The organism is Enterococcus pallens ATCC BAA-351 (genome assembly GCF_000407485.1).
Taxonomy (GTDB): Bacteria; Bacillota; Bacilli; order Lactobacillales; family Enterococcaceae; genus Enterococcus_A; species Enterococcus_A pallens.
Map to the genome: position 1 here is coordinate 641,303 of NZ_ASWD01000003.1, position 20,266 is coordinate 661,568.

At 40.5% G+C, this 20,266-nt stretch carries 18 protein-coding genes and 1 other annotated feature; of the genes, 2 read left to right on the top strand and 16 right to left on the bottom strand.

The features are described from left to right. Window positions 1-99: 99 nt before the first annotated feature. Complete coding sequence (locus I588_RS15635) at window positions 100-702, top strand: DUF1349 domain-containing protein (protein WP_010759732.1); 603 nt, start codon at window positions 100-102, stop codon at window positions 700-702. A gap of 209 nt (window positions 703-911) precedes the next feature. Here the strand turns inward: I588_RS15635 and I588_RS15640 are convergent, their stop codons facing one another. The 14 genes from I588_RS15640 to I588_RS15705 form a co-directional block, all read right to left on the bottom strand. Then, window positions 912-3,296, bottom strand: coding sequence for a DNA translocase FtsK (locus I588_RS15640; protein WP_010759733.1), 2,385 nt, complete (start codon window positions 3,294-3,296; stop codon window positions 912-914). Between the two features lie 125 nt (window positions 3,297-3,421). Further along, on the bottom strand, window positions 3,422-4,243 hold the full coding sequence (locus I588_RS15645) for an amino acid ABC transporter substrate-binding protein (RefSeq protein WP_010759734.1): 822 nt from the start codon (window positions 4,241-4,243) through the stop codon (window positions 3,422-3,424). A 71-nt stretch (window positions 4,244-4,314) separates the two neighbouring features. Then, entirely contained in the window at window positions 4,315-5,151 is an 837-nt protein-coding gene (locus I588_RS15650) for an amino acid ABC transporter substrate-binding protein (RefSeq protein ID WP_010759735.1), read from the bottom strand. A gap of 43 nt (window positions 5,152-5,194) precedes the next feature. Next, on the bottom strand, window positions 5,195-5,830 hold the full coding sequence (locus tag I588_RS15655; protein ID WP_010759736.1) for an amino acid ABC transporter ATP-binding protein: 636 nt from the start codon (window positions 5,828-5,830) through the stop codon (window positions 5,195-5,197). A gap of 22 nt (window positions 5,831-5,852) precedes the next feature. Next, window positions 5,853-6,494, bottom strand: a complete 642-nt coding sequence (locus I588_RS15660; RefSeq protein ID WP_010759737.1) for an amino acid ABC transporter permease — start codon at window positions 6,492-6,494, stop codon at window positions 5,853-5,855. Between the two features lie 160 nt (window positions 6,495-6,654). Beyond that, window positions 6,655-6,881, bottom strand: a binding site (T-box leader). 80 nt (window positions 6,882-6,961) lie between these two features. Continuing rightward, entirely contained in the window at window positions 6,962-8,050 is a 1,089-nt protein-coding gene (locus I588_RS15665) for a DUF871 domain-containing protein (protein ID WP_010759738.1), read from the bottom strand. 17 nt (window positions 8,051-8,067) lie between these two features. Further along, a complete protein-coding gene (locus I588_RS15670) occupies window positions 8,068-9,456 on the bottom strand; it encodes a glycoside hydrolase family 1 protein (RefSeq protein ID WP_010759739.1) in 1,389 nt (462 codons plus the stop codon). 92 nt (window positions 9,457-9,548) lie between these two features. Next, window positions 9,549-10,808 carry a PTS sugar transporter subunit IIC gene (locus I588_RS15675; protein ID WP_010759740.1) on the bottom strand — a complete coding sequence of 420 codons (1,260 nt, stop codon included), beginning with the start codon at window positions 10,806-10,808 and terminating at the stop codon, window positions 9,549-9,551. Between the two features lie 194 nt (window positions 10,809-11,002). After that, on the bottom strand, window positions 11,003-12,145 hold the full coding sequence (locus I588_RS15680; RefSeq protein ID WP_010759741.1) for a GNAT family N-acetyltransferase: 1,143 nt from the start codon (window positions 12,143-12,145) through the stop codon (window positions 11,003-11,005). Window positions 12,146-12,156: 11 nt separating this feature from the next. Beyond that, window positions 12,157-12,486 carry a PTS lactose/cellobiose transporter subunit IIA gene (locus I588_RS15685; protein ID WP_010759742.1) on the bottom strand — a complete coding sequence of 110 codons (330 nt, stop codon included), beginning with the start codon at window positions 12,484-12,486 and terminating at the stop codon, window positions 12,157-12,159. Between the two features lie 15 nt (window positions 12,487-12,501). Then, a complete protein-coding gene (locus tag I588_RS15690) occupies window positions 12,502-12,822 on the bottom strand; it encodes a PTS sugar transporter subunit IIB (RefSeq protein WP_010759743.1) in 321 nt (106 codons plus the stop codon). A 124-nt stretch (window positions 12,823-12,946) separates the two neighbouring features. Further along, window positions 12,947-15,622 (bottom strand): sigma-54-dependent transcriptional regulator, encoded by a 2,676-nt coding sequence (locus I588_RS15695; protein ID WP_010759744.1) that lies wholly within the window; start codon window positions 15,620-15,622, stop codon window positions 12,947-12,949. A 151-nt stretch (window positions 15,623-15,773) separates the two neighbouring features. Next, the gene (locus I588_RS15700; protein ID WP_010759745.1) at window positions 15,774-17,846 is read right to left on the bottom strand and encodes a DNA topoisomerase III; all 2,073 of its coding nucleotides are present in this window, start codon (window positions 17,844-17,846) and stop codon (window positions 15,774-15,776) included. Continuing rightward, window positions 17,785-18,156, bottom strand: a complete 372-nt coding sequence (locus I588_RS15705; protein ID WP_010759746.1) for a DUF1033 family protein — start codon at window positions 18,154-18,156, stop codon at window positions 17,785-17,787. Before I588_RS15705 ends, I588_RS15700 begins: the two co-directional genes overlap by 62 nt. Before the next feature lie 208 nt (window positions 18,157-18,364). On the opposite strand from I588_RS15705, the gene I588_RS15710 reads away from it, so the two are divergent. Next, the gene (locus tag I588_RS15710; protein WP_010759747.1) at window positions 18,365-19,633 is read left to right on the top strand and encodes a multidrug efflux MFS transporter; all 1,269 of its coding nucleotides are present in this window, start codon (window positions 18,365-18,367) and stop codon (window positions 19,631-19,633) included. 16 nt (window positions 19,634-19,649) lie between these two features. On the opposite strand, the gene I588_RS15715 is transcribed toward I588_RS15710, so the two are convergent. Together I588_RS15715 and I588_RS15720 are read right to left on the bottom strand one after the other, a co-directional pair. Further along, entirely contained in the window at window positions 19,650-19,898 is a 249-nt protein-coding gene (locus I588_RS15715; RefSeq protein ID WP_010759748.1) for a hypothetical protein, read from the bottom strand. Window positions 19,899-19,976: 78 nt separating this feature from the next. Further along, on the bottom strand, window positions 19,977-20,243 hold the full coding sequence (locus I588_RS15720; RefSeq protein WP_010759749.1) for a hypothetical protein: 267 nt from the start codon (window positions 20,241-20,243) through the stop codon (window positions 19,977-19,979). Window positions 20,244-20,266: the final 23 nt, after the last annotated feature.

Sequence of the window (20,266 nt, forward strand, 5' to 3'; positions counted from 1 at the left end):
AGGAGTCATTAAGCAAACTCGAGTAATTCTTCTGATTCATGGTATACTTTAGTATAAAACAACTTGCATAAAAAGTGGCAGGCATTAGGAGGAAACTTGATGGAATTTTCTTTAGACAAACTAAATTGGACACGAAAACCGACAACTTATTCCATTCAAAAGGATAAAATTGACATTATTACTGATTCTTATACGGATTTATGGCAAAGAACGTATTATCATTTTAGAAATGATAATGCCCCAGTTTTACAAATGACCACCAAAGAAAAATATTTTTCTTTTGTTGTCAAGACAACCTTTAATAGCCAGCATCGTTTTGATCAGTGTGGCGTGGTGGTTTATCTGGATAGTGAGAATTGGTTGAAGGGCTCGATTGAATATGAGAATGAAGAATTTCAACGTTTGGGAAGTGTTGTAACAAATCAAGGCTATTCTGACTGGGCAACCACTTCGATTGATGCTTCAATTAACTCTATGTGGTATCGTTTGAGTCGACGAGACAGCGATTTTTGTATTGAATGTTCCCAGGATGGCGTACATTTCCAGCAAATCAGGATTTGTCATTTACAGGAGGCAAAAGAGGTTATCCAGTTTGGTGTTTATGCCTGCAGCCCAGAAGAATCTTCCTTTAAGGCAAGCTTCACCAATCTGCAAATGTTGGAGTGTCAATGGCCTGCTCATGATGGGCAAGCACCTGACTAAGAAGTGAAATAGAATAAACTTACGGTTAAAATACAGCTCAATTGCTCAAAATCAGCTTTTGAAAAAAGTGAATGGATTAACGAAGCTATTTGAGTAAACCAATAGTTGATGTTTTATCACATGAAGTTATTATTTTGTATCTTGCAACTCTTCATAAGCATGCTAAAAAGCATCTTCCCTCGTCTCACTTAGGGAAGATGCTTTTTCAGTTAGTACTCTGTTGTTTCTTCTGGTTCCTCTTCTGTCTTTTGCAGGTACACTTCTCGTGGTTTACTGCCGACAGATGGTCCAATGACTTTGTTTTCTTCTAATTCATCGACAATTCGTGCGGCCCGATTGTAGCCGATCCGGAAACGACGCTGCAAGAGAGAAATACTTGCAGTTTGCATTTCTACCACCAGTGCTTTGGCCTCTTCATACAAATCATCCTGCGGTACTTCCGAAGGTGAGGAAGTGGTTTCCTCCGTCGGCATCATTTTTTCTTCATAATGGGCTTCCTGCTGATCGGAAACAAAGGTCACAATTTCCTCTACTTCATGATCTGAGATAAAGGCTCCTTGGACACGGATCGGTTTGTTTTCACCCATTGGCAGAAACAGCATGTCTCCCCGACCTAAGAGCTTCTCTGCCCCATTGCTGTCAATAATCGTTCGAGAGTCAGTCCCGCTGGAAACTGCAAAGGCAATTCTTGATGGTACATTAGCTTTGATAATTCCCGTAATTACATCGACACTTGGCCGTTGCGTTGCCAGAATCATATGAATACCGGCAGCCCGCGCCATTTGCGCCAATCGGGTGATGGCATCTTCCACTTCATTGCTGGCTACCATCATTAAATCAGCCAACTCATCAACGATTACCACAATGAAGGGCAGAATTGGACGATTTTGCCCATCTTCTAAATTCTTTTGAATGACCAGCTCATTAAATCCCGTAATATTCCGTACACCCGTTGCGGCGAATTTCTCGTAGCGTTCTTCCATTTCCTGCACCACTTTGTGCAATGCTTGAGAAGCTTTCCGAGGATTGGTAACAACTGGGGTCAGCAAATGAGGAATGCCATTGTAGACATTTAATTCAACCATTTTCGGGTCAATCATCATCATTTTTACTTCATTTGGTTTAGCCCGCATCAATATACTAGTAATGATTCCATTGATAGCCACGGATTTCCCGCTACCAGTTGAGCCAGCAATTAGTAAGTGAGGCATTTTAGTTAAGTCTGCTGTACGAACCATCCCAGAAATATCACGTCCCAAGGGCACCTCCAGCAGCTTATCTGGATGATTTGGCTGGGATTCGATAATATCCCGGAAGGAGACTGTACTGATGGTACTGTTTGGCACTTCAATCCCAATTAAGGATTTCCCTGGAATTGGCGCCTCCATCCGCACATCCTTAGCAGCTAAAGCTAAAGCAATGTCATCAGTCAGGTTAACAATTTTACTTACCTTTACTCCCACGGCTGGTTGAATCTCAAATTTCGTAACTGACGGACCTAGACTGGCCTTCACCACTTTTGCTTCTACGCCAAAGCTATCAAAGGTTTTCTCAAGAATTTTAATATTGTTCTCAATCTTTTTGTACTCGTCGCTTTGATCAGCAGCTGGAATCGAATCCAGCAATGACGATGGCGGCAATTGATAATCGTGATCCTCAGGCTCGGCACTAATTTCAAACTCCAGGTCCCCTGCATCTGCTTCCTCATCAATTTCCTCAATAGGATCTGGCATTGGCTTCTTCGGCTCAGCATTGGCTTGATAAGCCTCAATCGGTACTAAAGTCATTTGTTCAGGTTCATTTTCCAGCGGCTCTAAGTTTTCCTTCGCTAGTTTTTCCCCCGGTGTTAACGGACGAACCTGATTGCGTTCTTTTTCGGCCTGTCTTTCTTTAGCAGCCGCTTCTTTTTCTGCTTTTTGTTTGGCTCTGGCAGCTTGGCGCTCTTCCCGCTTCGCTGTTCGTTCCGCTTTCTTCTCATCAGATTCTGTCAGCTTCTGCTGAAGAGTGTCCATTGAATGATTTAAAAAGTCCGTTACCTGAGCAAAATCCAACATGCTGAACAGGTAAACACCCAATACTAGGAGCAAGCCAGCAATAATATAACTGCCTACTTGAGAAACTAGAAAATGTGTTAGACTGTATATCGCTCCCCCCAGCATTCCTCCACCGACATTTTGAGTCACCTGATTACCTAAAAAATCAATCATCAGTAATTCCCAAGTAGTTTTCAGGACATTCGGGTTTTGACTTTGAACATTTGCAAATAGTCGAGCATGAAGAATAACTAATATTCCTATGTAAAATACGCCAATTCCGGCCCAACGCCGGCCCTTGGAGAATTTTAGCTTCGTATTTTTGACTACTAACAGCAGTCCATAGACACCCAGCAAGAAAGCTAAGAATTGATAGGTATTGCCTCCAATCATTCGAAGAACATTCGCGATCAAATTACCTAAAAAGCCCAAGCTGAATAAAGAGAAAACTGCAAACAGAATAAAAATGAGACCGATAATAATGACTAATCGTTGTTCCTGCAGTTGTTTTTGTTTTTTCGTCGTCTTTCTTTTTTTCTTTGTACGCTTTTTCTGCGCCATTTTATCCCTCTTTTCACTTGTTCCATTATACAAAAAAAAAGAGGCGAACAAAAGTTTTGTTTGCCTCTTTTTGCTACTTCTTCAACTTTTCCGGTTATTAAGTGGAAAAAGCTGGTCTTTAAGCTTTATTCTTCTGGGATTTCCCAAGCAGTCCCAAACCATTTTTCTGAAATTTCAGCGTAACGGCCATCTTCTTCTAATTTTTCAAAGCCTTGGTTTAACTTTTCTACCAGTGCTTTGTCCCCTTTACGAGCACCAACCGCGAAGCTGTCACCTTGGAAACCAGGATTGAATATGTTGAAATCATCCAACTTGTCATTTTGTTTCAGATAGTATTCGGCATAAATAACCGAAACTAAGATGCCATCTAAACGCCCATTTTCCAAATCCATAAATGCTTCATTAAAGCTGGCATATTGAATGGCATCTTCATCTTTTACTAAGTCTTTTAGAAACTCTGGTTTTTTCAAGAAGGATTCGTAGCTGGAAGAACTTTCTTGTGTTCCCAAGATCTTGCCTTTCATTTGTTCACGTTCTGTAATCCCACTGTCCTTACGAGTCAAAATGATGTGTTCATTGGTAGCGTAAGGCTTCGTGAACATTACCTTTTTCTCTCGAGCTGGTGTTACTGAGTAGCCATTCCAGATTAAATCAATCGTTCCATTGTCTAGTTCATTTTCCTTCATGGACCAATCGATTGGCTGGAAGGTTGGTTCGATCCCATAGTCTTTGCAAATTGCTTTGGCTAAATCAATATCAAAGCCGACTGTTTTTCCATCCTCATCTTTAAAGCCAAGTGGAACAAAGGTGTCATCTAAGCCAATCGTGATTTTCTTTGACTCTTCAATTTTTTTCCAGCTGTCGTCACCGCTGGTTTCCTTTTCACCACAAGCAGATAAGCTCAGTACCATAACCAATCCCAATATTCCCGCAACCCATTTTTTCATTATACTTCCCCCATTTTTTTGATTTTTTGAGTATAAAAAATAGGCGAACTACTCCGCTCGCCTATATTCAATTATTTTTCAGGAAGACTCCACTTTTCACCAAACCATTTTTCAGAGATCTCTCCATATTTACCATCTTCTTGAAGTTTATCAAACGCTTCGTTAATTTTATCCACTAGTTCTGTGTCGTCTTTACGAGCACCCACAGCAAAGTTTTCATTGTTGAAGCCGGCATTAAAGACGGTGAAGTCAGCGGTTTTTCCTGCTTGCTTTAAATAGTAATCAGCATAAACACGGTCAATCAGCAATCCGTCAATTCGGCCGCTTTCTAAATCGATGAAAGCCTCATTGAAGCTAGCATATAAAGTAGCATCGTTTGTATCAACCAGATCCTTTAATTTCTCTGGTTCGTTATTGAAGCCTTCATAACCAGATGAACCTTCTTGCGCACCTAATATTTTGCCTTTTAGGTCTTCGTCCTTGGTAATTCCACTGTCTTTTTTTGCAACAATCACTTGTTCATTTTTAGCATATGGTTTTGAAAAAGCTACTTTCTTTTCCCGGGCACTTGTCATAGTATAGCCATTCCAGATCAAATCAATGGTTCCATTGTCTAACTCATTTTCCTTCATAGACCAATCAATTGACTGGAAGGTTGGTTTAATTCCATATTGCTCAAAGACTGCGTTAGCTAAATCGATATCAAAACCAACCGTTTTTCCATCTTCATCTTTAAAGCCCATTGGTACAAAGGTGTCATCTAGTCCAATCGTGATTTTTTTCGATTCTTCGATCTGCTTCCACGAGCTGCCCTCTGAAGTATTATCATCATCGTTTTTGCCACATGCTCCTAAAGCCACTACCGTTAATAATGCTGCTGCACCCATTACAAATCTTTTCAATTTCATTCTTACTTCCTCCTCGATTTAAGTTTTACTTTATTTAAAGCAATTATTTAATTGGTTCAACCTTCAATAATTTATCAGCAATGTTTTCAGCGAAAACTAAATCATGGGTAACCACAATTTGCGTCACACCGTCGCTTTTCAGTTCCAAAATCAAACTTTCTACCTGCTGCCGCAGTGCTGGATCTAAGGCACTGGTGGGTTCGTCGTAAGCTAACACTTTGGGATTCATCGCCATTGCTCTTGCAATTGCCAGCCGCTGCTTTTGACCACCAGATAGCTGGAAAGGATAGCTGTTTAGCAGCTCTTCAATCCCTAACAAACTAGCAAGGTTCTTAGCTTTATTGGTATAGGTTTCTTTGTCTTGTTTTAAAACAAGTCTTGGTCCGATAGTAATATTATCCATTACATTCAAATGTGGGAACAGCTGAAAATCTTGGAATACCACACCAACGACTTGTTCAGTTTGTTTGTCAGCTGCTGGATCAAAAGGTTCCCCATCCAGTAAAAAGGTTCCGCTATCTGCTTTTTCCAAGCCGGCTAACGTTCGCAGCAATGTTGTTTTCCCCCCACCAGATGGTCCAACAATGGCAAGGATTTGTCCATCAGGAATAACTAGGTCTAGGTTATTGATTACTTTTTTATTGCCAAATGATTTATTGACATTTTTTAATTCAATCATGTAGGTTCTCCTCTTTCACATATTAGCGATAGTAGTTTAGACGGTTTTCCAATTGCTTCATCACTACTGTAGCAATTCCTGTCATCACTAGATAGATTAAAGCAACTCCTAGCAATGGTAGTAAAGTAGTATCCCGTTCCATCGCAATCTTCCCTGCTCGCATTACATCAGATAAGCCTAAAATGTAGACTAACGAAGTATCCTTAACTAGGTTGATTACTTCATTACCGACAGATGGTAAAACAATTTTTACTACCTGTGGAATAATGATACGGGTAATCGTTTGAAAAGGCGTCAAACCTAAAACGCGGGACGCTTCGTATTGACCCAACGGAATCGATTGAATCCCGCCACGGAAAATTTCAGCATAGTAAGCTGCGTAGTTTAAAACAAATGCGAACAGTGCTGCTTCAAAGCGGTCAAATACGATTCCTACCAGCGGCAGACCGTAAAAGACAAAGATTAATTGAAGCAATAATGGCGTTCCGCGCATGATCCAAACATATAATTGCAAAATCCATTGAATTGGTTTGAACCGACTGGATAATCCAAAGGAAAGTAAAATTCCTAATGGCAGCGAGCCAATAATGGTGTATAAAAATAATTTCAATGTCGTACTGGCACCGGTTAATAGTTGCGGCATAACTTCGATTAAATAATTCATCCTGCATGTTCCTCCCTAAAATAAAAAAAGTCCCCTGGCTGTCTGCCAGAGGACGTCGTTAAACGTGGTTCCACCTCTTGTTTGCTTATTCTTTACAGAAAAAGCCTCTTTGGGTCAATGCCAGCTTGGTGAAATAAAAAAAGTCCCTTAGTCATAATGACTAAAGGACGTAAATTACGCGGTTCCACCTTTTTTCATTGCTGTCTCACAACAAGCAATCTCCACTGGTCAACTTGACCACAGCTGTAACGGGCCCTCCCGGACTAGCCTACTTGCTTCAACTAGCCGACTCAAAGATGTGGTTCACAACTAACTGCTGTCTCTTTTCACCAGCCAGAGACTCTCTAAAAGCAACTTACCTGCTACTCTTCTTTTCATTGTCGTTTGATTAAGTTGTTTTTAACTTTACACCGGGTCAAAGGGTTTGTCAACTAGAAAATTTCATCGATTTTTAATTTTTGTTGATTTTATTTAGGAACAAACTGAAATTTCACCCATGGACGTAAAAATTCCAACATAATTAATTCGTCCTGTGGAATTCTGCCGACTAGATTTTTCCGGTCATCGCTATGGGGTTCTAAGATAATTTGCAGCTCATTTTTGTATTTACCAAATTTATCGTTGCCGATAACTACATCCCCCACTTGAAACTCTTGTTCATTGTCATGAGGAGGATTTGCAACCTCGCTGTAATTTACCCGAACTTGGGTTGAACGTACCATGGAAGCTGTAATATCTCCGCGGCGAAAATGTTTATCATAGTTGATAATCTTGCTTTCCACTTCGTTGATTTCTGAGACTAGTTCAACACTTAGACTTAGTTTGTAACGATCAATTGCTGCGACCTTTGCTAGCTCTTCATCTGAAGCATATGCATTCCCAATAATCACTGTATCAATTAATCCAGTAGCAAACATATGACGAGCCTGCAAATCAATTGGCAAATGGCGATGCATTTCCAATGTCGGCAATCCATCGTTCACATCCCAGGGACCATACTGTGCTGCTGAACTTGTAATGAAAGCCGCCGTTTTAATTCCTTGACGTTTAAAACGTTCGCTGCAAGAGATGAAGAAATCGTATGGCAAAGCAGACCCGCTTTGAGGATAAAAATTATGGCAGCCATACAAAAATGGTTTGTTGGCTTCATAGGACAAAATATTTTCCAAGTAAGCAACATTATTACTCATATTCAATTCAATCGCCAGACCTTGTGGATTAAACGTCAGCATAGCTTCTTTATTTCCATCAAAGCCCTCATCTAAACGAATGCCCTCTGCCCCTAATTCTGCAAAAAAGCTTAAGTCGTCGTAAGAAATTTCCAGCTCGTCGAAAATGGCTGGTGCGATATCCAAGATGGTCTCAAATCCCAATTCTTTTCCATAGCCAATAATTCCTTGGAATTTTTCACGAACCTTATCCTTACCATCGGTTACCTCCAGCATGCTCATAAAGATGCGGGTGTAGCCGAGCTCCGCCGCTTTTTTTAAATACTGACGATCCTCCTGCGGGTCGCTGTGGTCAGGATAAATTGATACGCCTAGTTCTCTTTTCATGTGGTGCCTCCTTGATTTTAGTCTTTTAAGCCATTTTGTTCAGCAACTTGCTTGAACCAGTGACCAGATTTTTTCACCGTTTTGATTTGTGTATGGATATTGTTAGAAATAAAGCCATAACGATTTTTATAAGCGTTTAACCAAGACCAGCAGTCAATTGGGGTCCACATGTGATAGCCAAAGCAGTTTGAACCTTCCTCAATGCCCTTATGCAGCCATTCTAAATGCTCTTGGACAAAGTCAATGCGGTAATCGTCTTCAATCATACCTTCTGCATTCTTAAAACGCTCTTCATTAGAAACGCCCATCCCATTTTCTGATACATACCAAGGGATATTTTTGTAATTCTCACGAATATTTACGGCAATATCATACAATGCTTTGGGATAAATTTCCCAGCCGCGATCCAGGTTCACACGACGACCTGGCATGTCGTAGGCATCATAGTAACGATCTGGCATCCATGACCCTACCGAGTTTGGTGCCACATCAGGTGCTTTTACTCGATTTGGATGATAGAAATTCACCCCTAAGAAATCGACTGTATTTTCTTTCAAAATTACTTTTTCTTCATCCGTACTTTCCCACAACACTTTGTCCTTCGCTAATAGTTCCTCTAATTCAGCCGGAAAATGTCCATAAACGGCTGGTTCTAAGAACATTTTATTGTTCCAAAGCTCGGCAATTCTGGCCGCTTCCTGATCTGCATCGCTGTCTGAAGCGGCATAAGTTGGAGTCAAATTCAAAATTGTTCCAATTTGCGCATCTTCAATCGCTAATTCACGAAAGACTTTGATCGCTTTAGCGGAAGCTAGATTTAAATTGTAGGCCACCTGAACAGCTTTTTTACCATCAACAATATTAGGATAATGGAATTGGAAAAGATACTCCCCTTCGACTACTACCATTGGTTCATTATGCGTTGCCCAGTATTTCACTCGGTCGCCAAATAATTCAAAACAACGCTTAGCAAAACCAACGTACAGGTCAACAACTTTTTTTGATTCCCAACCGCCATATTTATCAAACAGCTCCACTGGCAGATCGAAATGATGCAAGTTCATAACTGGTGTCATTCCTTGATCCAGCATCGTATTGATTACATCGTTGTAATAGCGAACAGCGTCTTCATTAACTGTGTTGGTTTCTAAATCATCAATCAAACGACTCCACTGAATGCTGGTACGCAAGCTGTTCATGCCGATAGAACGCATCATTTGAATATCTTCTTTGTAGCTGTTGTAAAAGTTCGATGCAGTATCCGGTCCTACTTGATTGTAGAAAGCTTCTGGTTCAATTTCATAATGATAATCGAATACACTGGCATGTTTCTTGTTAAAACGACCTTCGCTTTGCGGTCCTGAGGTGGCTGCGCCCCACCAAAAATTTGTTGGAAATTGCTTCATAGTTTTCTCCTGACTTTCTTTTGCTAGTTTTATTTTATCTTACAAGAAACAAGGACTCAAGAATCCATTGATCCTTGAATCCTTTCTTAGATTTATTGTGCTGCTTCGCGTTTTAGCTCTTGTTTAGTAGAAAGCATTACGAATGGTACGTACATAACGATTGAGATTGCTAAGTTTACTGCTGATAATACGGCACCTGCGATACTTTGTGTTGCCAAGAATCCACCTAAGATTGGTGGTGTTACCCATGGTGGCATAACAGTTGCTGGTGGCACTAAACCAAATTTGGTTGCAAAGTAAGCTGTTGTCACACAAACCATTGGAGTTAGGATAAATGGAATGAACATAATTGGATTCAATACCAATGGTAAACCAAACATTAATGGTTCATTGATGTTGAATACACCTGGAGCTGCTGCTAAGTTATTCACTACCATAAAGGCTTTATGTTTACGTCCTACTAAATAAATTGCGATAATCAAACCAAGTGTTACCCCGGTACCACCCATGTTAACGAATGAATCGATGAATGGTTTGTTTACGATATAAGGAGCTGTTTTACCTGCGCTAAGTGCTGCCATGTTTGCTTCGATTGCTGGTGCATTGATTGCTTGCATGAATGGGTCGATCATGTTAGCACCGTGTAAACCGAAGAACCATAAGAATGGTGTAATGAAAGCAATTAGTAAAGCTGAACCGTAAGAGTTTGCCAAGCCCATGAATGGTTCTTGTACCATTGCGTAGAATGAAGCAAACATATCTTCAACACCAAAGCTAGCGATAACTGCTGCAACTAAACCGAATAAAGAAATAGTAATCATTGCTGGGAACAGCGCTGCAAATGATTTAGCTACTGCAGGCGGAACACCATCAGGCATTTTAACCACTAGTTTAGGATTACCCAATAGGCGACGGAATAACTCAGTAACGACAATTGCTACGATTAAAGCTACGAATAAACCACTAGAGTTCATCCCACTAGTAGCTGCACCTAGTGTGAAGAAACAGGCTACAGAAACAACACCTGTTGAAACGCCATCTTTGCCATAGCTGTTCGCCAAGTTATAGGCAACTAGAAAGGCAATAAAGACAGATAGAATACCAAAAGTACCGTTCCAAACGCTTCCACCGAAACCTTTCCATGATTCGCCGCCGAAGATGCCATTCATAAAGTCTCCGAAAGCTGGAATGGTTAACGATAAATTGTTGATCATTACGGCTAATGCACCTAAAATCATCAACGGCATGGTTACCATGAATGAGTCACGAATTGCTACTAAGTGACGCTGCGCCCCAATTTTAGACGCAATCGGGATGAAACGTCTTTCCATAAAATTAATAAATCCATCCATTATAAAATTCCTCCTAGTTCGTTAATAATGTAATCATTTTTCTTCTAGAAAAATGTTTTTGATTCTCACCACGCATACCATCCAACTAGATATTTCTGTTTCTTACTAGCGAACAATTCATGCTTTGATTGCTCTTTTTTGCTGACTGCCAAAAGTTGGACTGGCATCCTATTCCGTTAGTAATGTAGTTATTTCTAAAAATAATCGTAAAATGATTGTTTGCCTTGTGGAAAGACCGTCATCATTTTTTGATTTGTTACTTCGAATTTGTCTAAGAAACAACCTTCTTGCAAAGTTAAATCACCTAATAACAACTCTGCCCAGGCTTGAATTGTTCCTCGTACATCTGCTTGTTTACCTTCAACCTTTTGGCACTGGTTTGACGTTACCTGCCATTTCCCTACATTCCAAGGACATTGTCGGTCTTCGGTTACCTCTACAATAATGGCCTCGGCATCAATTGGTATATGACGAAATAATTGCGAAAAATTGACGATTCGGCTCATCATATAAGGTTTAATCGAAATTTCTAATGTCTCTTGCTCAGAAAATAACTCTTCCAAGCGTTCGTGAGCGGGGCCGGCATAGTAAAACCAAGCGAAGGACGACACATGTGCCTTCATATACGTTAGTAACTTTCTTAAAGCAAAGCCATTTAAATAGACCAGTTCATCTACTAAGAACGTATCACCCTGCAAGCGATAAATTAGATATCCTTGCAGTTGATGATTCTGATCGAAGCAAGCTGCATAGAAACGATGTGGATAATACTCCTGCAGTCGTTCCCACCACCACTCTTCCCGTTCCACCGAACCAACTTGACCTTTCAAGGCTTGGTGATAAATCGTTTGAATCTGCGGCTTCAATTCCTGCCAAGTCCCTCGTTGAACCTCACCAGTTCTTTCACTGTCTACGTAAGCAAACGCTGCTGCAGGAATCCGATAATGCTTTTGTTTGCTGGTATTCTCATAGCCAAACTGTCGATAAAAGCGTTGAGAGAACGGAGCTAGTTGAGAGATGACCACGCCATTTTCGTATGAGTCAGTTAATATTTCCTGCATCAGCTCAGAAACACCGCCGCTTCCGCGAAATTCAGGATAACTTGCTACATAACCTATCCCTGACATCGGTACAGTTCCTGCGAAAATCTTGGCTTGAAAATGATTGCTCATTACCAAGCTGCTTAGCTGTTCCTTGTTGAAAGTGCCAAAACAATCTGCATGGTGATAACGAGAGAGAAACAATGCGTTCTCGATAATTGGCTGCTTTTTATTAAAAGCATATTCAATTAATTTCGTTACCGCTTGCAGAGTTGCTTGATTTTGCGGCAGCTTCACATGATCATCTCCTACTCGTCAGCAAGGCGTTGATAAATATCGACTACTTCCTTAGCTAAATCATTAAAAGTAATACTTGTCATTAAGTGGTCTTGACTATGAACTGCTAATAACGTTACAGTCATTGGATCGCCACTGGCTTCTTTAGTTAACAAACCTGTTTGTGCATGATGGGCTTCAATTAGCGCTTCATCTGCGGAAGCAAGCTTTTCTCTAGCTAGATCGAAGTCATTCTTTTTAGCTGCTTGAATTGCTTCCATCGCACTGCTTTTCGCATCGCCAGAATTCATGATTAAGCCCATGACAGCTTCTAATTGTTCTTGGTTCATTACGTCGCTCATCTTGATAACCCCTTCTTATTGATCCATCAAAGCGATCGCTGTATTCAAGACATTTTCACCATTCATCATGCCGTAGTCTTTCATGTCGATAACTTCTAATGGGATATTTTTGCCAGCTAATTTTTCTTCAAATTGCGCTTTCATAAAACGAACTTGCGGTCCTAACAACAGAACGTTCACTGGATTTTCTGTGTCATTTAATTTTCCATCAGCCTCTGAAGCAGATACTGCAAAGATATCAGCTTCCATTCCTCTTTCTTCAGCTGCTTTTTCCATTTTGGTAACCAATAGACTAGTACTCATTCCTGCAGAACAAACTAACATAATTCTTTTCATGGTAGAACACTCCTTCAAGATTTTTTTATTTTCACTTTTATATAAAGCAAGTAGTGTGCCAACTTTTCGCTTGCACAGAGGCTGCTATGATAAGGTTTCCAACTTACACACAAAAAAACTAGAATTACACACTGTGCAATTCTAGTTCAATGCTGTTGTCTAAAAGTGTTTTTACGATATAGGCTTTATCGTCATCCGTTAATTGAACACCAAACTGTTCTTCAATTGGTTTTAGTTGCAAGGAAACCTCTGCAAACATCGAAATATTTTGCTGACGATAGCTTTCCACTTCATTGAATAGTGGTCTTGGTAAGCCTTTTTTAATTTTATCTACCAGAAAAGCAATATGAATCATCAAGCCTTGCAATACATTGGTATCAATAATTAGTCCGCGACTTTTGCGGATGCGCTGAATGGCTTCTTCGGTTACAAAAAACAATTCACTAACCGCAATGTCCGGAGCAAAATCCTCGGTTAAGGATTCTACCATTTCTGGCAAAGAAATTTTTGTTCCAAGAATATCTTGAAACTCTAGGATTTTCTGACGATTGAACAGATTTAAGGCTGGAATAAACGGAATCTGTTGGTAATGAATTTCCATCGTCCCAATGATTGCAGCAATTTCCTTATGCGTAATCAGCTGATCAATCCGGTGCTTGAAGCTTTCTCGTTCCAGTGACTGCATTTGAATAATTTCAAATTCATTGTTGTCGACTAGCTGAGAAACTACTTGATTCAAACGTTTAGAGACTCCTTCGCCAGTGAAGCAGGCAACGATTATCACCCGTTTGCCATCTTTAGGAACGGGGTCTTCTAGTTGAATCATATTGGTAAACACGGTAATGACACTATGATAAATATCTTCCAAGGAACGGCCTAAGGTGGCTAATCGAAGACTTTCCAGCACTAACATCGTACTTGCCATGGAGATTACCTTGGTTCGAATCCCCATCTCATGATAAATTAAATTTCCGAAATTATTGGGAGACCCCATATCGGTTAGTAAAATAATCCCTTCTGAGAAACGATCTTTTTCAGCAGCAATGTAATTTCGAATCGTCGCATACATTTCCTCAGTTTTTACAGTCAGCGGCATGTTGAAGGCAATTCCGTCTTTCGTTCCCAGCAGATCCTGTGCGGTTTCCAGCATACTGGAGGCTGTTGATTTGCCATGCATAACGACTATCACTGCTACTTGACGTTCGTCAGGATGCTTGTCTTCACTAATTTCCATCGTGAGAAACATAGTGATAAAGCCAATCTCATCTAACGGAATCAATATATTATACTCTTCTTCAATACGTCCCGATAATTCAATCGCCAGCTGGAATTCCTTTGAATATTTTTTCCGAATTTCGTTTAAATTCGGATGAGGAATGATTTGATCGACTTTGATTCTTTCTATAGTAGAGTTTAAATGTAAAGCAAAGGCAAAGCGAACCTTCTCATCATACTCTCGCTGTAGCTTTTCGGAAGCAACTTCATAGAGCTCATTGGTCAAACGCCAAAGATCATCAGGTATAATTTCCCGATAAGCGTTTGTATGAGAGAGTTCTTCCACATACGTTTCAAAATACTGATCCACATCATTGGAAATCAGTTCTTCTAAATCAATTTCGGTCAAGTTTTCCTGATTTAATGTATCCAGCTTGTCAGTGATGGAATGATAAACCTCCATACTTTTCGCCGGATCTTGCCCCCAGACTACTTCTTCTGTACCTGGCTTAAAGCTCATGTAAAGATTTTTCTTATCTAAGAACGGACCTAAATCAGGCTGCTCCTTCATTTTCAATAATCCTTTTTGGACATTTACCGGTAAATCTTCTTCGGTAATCATCAGCTTATCCATGTCGCTGTTGGTTTGATAATGCAGAAATGCTTTGGCACAGACCAGTTTAAGGTCTCGCTTCAGCTGACCGATATTTCCTTCAGCCGTATACAATAGAAAACCTAGTAGACTGCGCTTGTCGATGGCAATTTCTTCCATTAAGCGATTGGCTTCCTGTTGTAGAAACTCTTTGATAATCGCTAAGCGTTCGTCTAATGAACGTTCAGCCAATGAAGGCAATTCAATTTGCATGGGAATTCGACGATTAAAGGTGGATAAAAAGGTGGAGCTGGTTTCTGTGGTTGCACCTAAAATCTGAACAGAGGCGGTTTTTTCCTGACTGTCACCCAAGGGACGAAAAATACCTTTGTCAATAAAGGTGAACAGCATCTCTTGTCCTTCAGGAGGCAAGCGATGAATTTCGTCTAAGAAGAGAATTCCCCCATCTGCTTGAGCCATTAGCCCTTCACGACTTTCTTCAGCTCCAGTAAAGGCACCGCGCTTTACACCAAAAATATGACCATATAATAGTTGTGGGTTTTGAGCGTAATCGGCACAGTTAAAAGTAATAAAGGGCGCACTAGCATCTAGGACTCCAGAGGATACAGCAAAACGATACATACATTCAGCAAACATTGTTTTCCCTGTGCCGGTTTCACCGAAAATGATCGTGTGGAGTCCGCGTGGCGGATATAGGATAGCAGCTTTTGATTTTTGAATTTGGCTTTTTAGGGATTCTTCTCGACCAATTAAATTATCAAAAGTAATATGGTTTTCGGTAGATTGGACAACGAATTGAAATTTAACAGGACGCCCATCGATTTTTCGTACCAAACCTTCTTTCGTCAGCTCATTTAAATAGCGGCTGATATTGGTTCGGTCCATTGACATTTTGTCAGCAAGTTCCTGAGCGGTCATTTCACGCTTTTGTTCCTTCAAAAGTTCTAACACTTCGTCTTTTCTTGCTTTCATTTGAGCACCTCCTAAAAAGAAGTGGTATAAACCAATGCCTATTATACCGCTTTTTTAGTGAAATAACCAGCGGTAGATAAAAATAGCGAAATCGATTACAGAATTATTTTTTAAATAAAAAGAGCAGACATTTCTGTCGGCCCTTTCATCACTATTTTTGTTCCATGGCTGCCTTTAACGCTTGCGCCAAAGCACTTTCCTGCGGCTCAGCTTCTTGATTGACTTTCTGCAGCAGGCGACGTTCTTCGTGTTTACTCATTTTCTTACTGCGTTCTTTTTTGTCCAACATCTTCTCAGTAGTACCGTCATACTTGCAACGGAAGTAAGAACCCTTCTTGCCGTCAATAATCTCCATTTTACGGTGACACTGCGGACAACGATGGTTAGAAACTTTCGGTTCTTTACGGCGGCGGTAGTTGCACTCTGCGTTGGTGCAATTGTAAATCTTGCCATCGCGTGTATTTTTTTCTCTCAGCAGAGAGCCGCATTCAGGACATTTCTTTTGGGTAATTGAGAAGTCTTGATACTTCTGTTCACTTTGTTTAACCTCTTGAACCAGCTTCTTAGTATCTTCTTCAATTTCCTTCAAGAATTGCTTGCTGGAGTAGTTGCCCTTAGCAATGGCTTCCAGTTGTTTTTCCCATTTTTCAGTTAATTCTGGTGTCACCAATGATGGATTTACCAGCTCCAGCAGCTGTTTGCCCTTTGGCGAGACCTGCAGGCCGCTTGGTGTGCGTTCCATTAATTCTGACTTAATCAGTTTTTCGATAATTTCTGCTCGAGTTGCAGGTGTTCCTAAGCTGTGTTTTTCCATTAAAGCCAGCAAAGTACCTTCATTTAGCGGTTTAGGCGGTGAAGTCAACGCTTTTTCAATGGTAAAATCAGGGACAATCCGCTGCTCTTTCTTCCATTGAATCGCTGGTTTTTCTTCTTCCATTTTCTTCCAGCCGGCTACAAGAACCTTACTTTGACGGAAGGTAAAGGTTTCCTTGCCGAAAGTAACAGTTACTTTTTGTTGGCTTTCCTTGTGAGCGTCTGCAAACAAGCCTAAAAAGCGGGTAACGATCATAGAATAGATCCGCTGCTCGTCATTTGATAGTTTTTCATAGCGCGGACGTTGTTCTGTCGGGATTAGCGCATGGTGATCGGTTACTTTGCTGTCTTGGAAGACACGCTGCTGCTTCACTTGTCCACCGTTTTTAAGATATAGCTTGACTTCCGGAGCGAAATCACTGATAGCCTGAAGTCGTTCCTTCATGGTTGCCTTCATATCGCTCGTCAGATATTTACTATCTGTTCGCGGATAGGTAACGATCTTATGCGTTTCATATAGGCTTTGGACTAACGCCAAAGTTTTCTTAGCAGAGAATTGGTAGCGAGCATTGGCTTCCCGTTGGATTTCGGTTAGATCATAAGGCAGCGGTGCCGGTTCGACCTTTTCTTTTTCTGAAATATCGGTAACCGTTCCTTTTTGCTGGCTTAATTCTTTAACTAAGGCTTCAGCTTTTTCCCGTTCGGTGATGCTGTAAGGATTTTTTTGATTCAGTTTAGCTTTTTGACCCTCGACTTGCAGGGAAATCACAAAATAGTTTTGTGGACGGAATTTTTCAATTTTCTTTTCCTGCTGACGCACCAAGGATAGTGTGGGTGTTTGAACTCGTCCAGCAGACAGGCTGTCTTCGTATTTAACGGTTAATGCTCTAGTTACGTTTAAGCCTACTAGCCAGTCAGCCTTGGCCCTAGCCACTGCTGAATAGTAAAGATTGTCATATTCCTTGGCTGGTTTCAGCTTGTTGAAGCCGTCTTTAATGGCTTTAGGTGTTTGTGAAGAAATCCAAAGACGTTTCACCGGTTTATTGAATTTTACGTACTCCAAAATCCAGCGAGCCACCAGCTCTCCTTCTCTTCCAGCATCAGTCGCAATGACTGCTTCAGAGATATCGCTGCGTTTGGCCAGCTGTTGGATCGTTTTTAATTGCGCCCTGGTTTTAGGCAATGGTTTGATGCCAATATATTTAGGAATAATCGGCAAGGTCTCCATTTGCCAGCTTTGCCATTCCTTGTTCAAATCCTCAGGCATTTTTAGGCTCAATAAATGACCAAGAGCCCACGTTACAATTACAGTGGGTCCCTCAAAATAGTTCTTATGTTTTTGATTTGCGTTAAGCACCTTGCTTAAATCTTTTGCAACACTTGGCTTTTCCGCTAGTATTAGCTGTTTCATATGATTCCTTTCTGCTCTCTACTGAGATTGGTTGATCATCCATTAGAAGTGCTAAACCCCAGTATTGTTGAAGATAATCGTCGCATTCTTCACACCAACGCTCGTCTTCATCGTTCCAAAAGGCGCTCAAATAATTCTTTTTTGCATTATGATATGTAAAATTTTGAGATAGTGCGCCCCAGCGCTCTTCAAAATAGTCTTCTGCCTGTTCAAAATCATCAAATTGCTTCTCTTCAGTGATGTCTTCCTTCCAATCTTCAAAAAACCACCATGGTTCATTGTCACCATACATGGTAATAACTTGGTACATTCCCACCCCTTCTTTCCACTGTCATCATAATGCATTCAGTCAAATTTTTTCAAGCGTTCTGTTTACTGGTATTCTTTTCCTTTAGTTTAGCACAACATTTTTGCGTTTTTCTTAATTATACTTTATCACAGTACTAAGGGATTTGATAATTTATTTTTCAGGTTTATAATAGAAACGTTTGAGTCTAAATGAAAGAAGGCAGAACGTTTTGTCAGAACAACTTAAGAAACGACTATTTCCGCCTCGTCCAACCTGGCAAAAGACTTTAATTGTGTTATGGTTTGGAACGTTTATGGCAGGGATCGGTTTTAGTTTAGTTATGCCTTTTATGTCTCTGTATATTGATACGCTAGGTCATTACACCAGTCAGGAGCTGAATCTTTGGAGCGGGGTTACTTTTTCCTCTACCTTCTTGATTACAGCAATTGTCTCACCACTTTGGGGACGTCTGGCAGACCAAAAGGGACGGAAGTTGATGCTGCTGCGGGCTTCATTAGGAATGGCCATAGTCATCGGCTTGATGGGGTTGGTAACTAATGTTTACCAGCTGATTGGATTAAGGCTGCTGCAGGGTATTTTCTCAGGTTACATTAGTAATGCAACTGCTCTGGTTGCGACGGGTACTCCTAGAGAAAAAAGCGGACAGGTCTTAGGGACATTGGCCACCGGTTCTGTGACTGGGAATCTTTTAGGTCCGCTGGTTGGCGGAACAACTGCCTCCATCTTTGGTTATCGCTATACCTTTTTTATTACCAGCGCTATCCTCTTTTTAGTTTTTCTACTAAGTACTTTTTTCGTTCATGAAGAATTTACGCCAGTTGAAAAAAAGGATATGATTCCAGCCAAGCAAATTCTCCGCGAATTGAAATACCCACATTTAATTCTTGGTATGTTTCTTACCACCATGATTATTCAAGCCTCTAATAATTCGATCAGCCCGATTATCAGCTTGTACATTCGTCAATTGATGCACAATCATGGGAACGTAACCTTTGTTAGTGGTGTTATTGCTTCAATTCCAGGGATTGCTACTTTAATTGCTGCACCTCGTTTAGGACGCTTAGGTGACCGAATCGGCAGCGAGAAAATCTTAGGTATTGGCTTACTGTTTGCGATTGTGGTGTATCTTCCGATGGCAATTGTTCAAAATGTTTGGCAGCTGGCGTTTCTGCGCTTTTTAGTGGGCATTTCTGATGCTTGTTTGCTGCCAGCGGTACAAACCTTGATTACAAAATATTCACCTCAACATGCTGCTGGTCGGATTTTCAGCTATAATCAATCCTTCCAGGCCGCAGGCAATGTAGTGGGCCCTATGATTGGATCAAGCGTTTCTTCAATTTTTGGCTACCGAGGAGTGTTTCTATCTACCTCATTGTTGGTATTGGTTAATTACCTTTCAGTTCATCGCAATACTAAAGAAATCGCTGAGACAGAGATCTATCATCAAAAGGAAAAGAAAAGCATTGCCCATAAGTAGGACAATGCTTTTTGCTTTAAGCGTTCATTTTCTTAGTAAAGAAGTAGGCACTAAATAGCCAACTGCCATAATAGAGACACATAATTGAGAAGGGTTCCTGAGCTTCAAAATGATACGTATATAATACTATAGACAACATTCCACTAAAACAGCAAATCCAGACATATCTCAATTTGAAGTCACGATTCATTAATAGAATACTATAACCAGAAATAATGGCACCAAGCCCACACATAAGTACTACGTATAAATTTACTAAACTCATGGGGAATCACTCCTTTTTAATCATTTTATCATAAAGGCGAAAGAATGATAAGTGATTTTATGCACAATCTATTGCTGCCTATGTGTTTTTCACCCTAGAGTATTTGGCTTTCCAAATCAAAATCAATCCGCTAACTATCCAAAAAGCAAGGTAAAGATATGTACAGACTAAAATTTCCTTTCCAGCAAAATAATAAGAGTAAATGGAAACAGATACTAACCCGCTGCACAATCCCAGCATTAAATAAGCAAATTCCCGTTCGCGATAAAACAGCAGTCCACTATATTCAGTAATTACTCCGCACAAACCGCACAAGGCAACGACAAAAAAATCAAATCCTGCCATCTATACCACCCCTTTTTTAATGG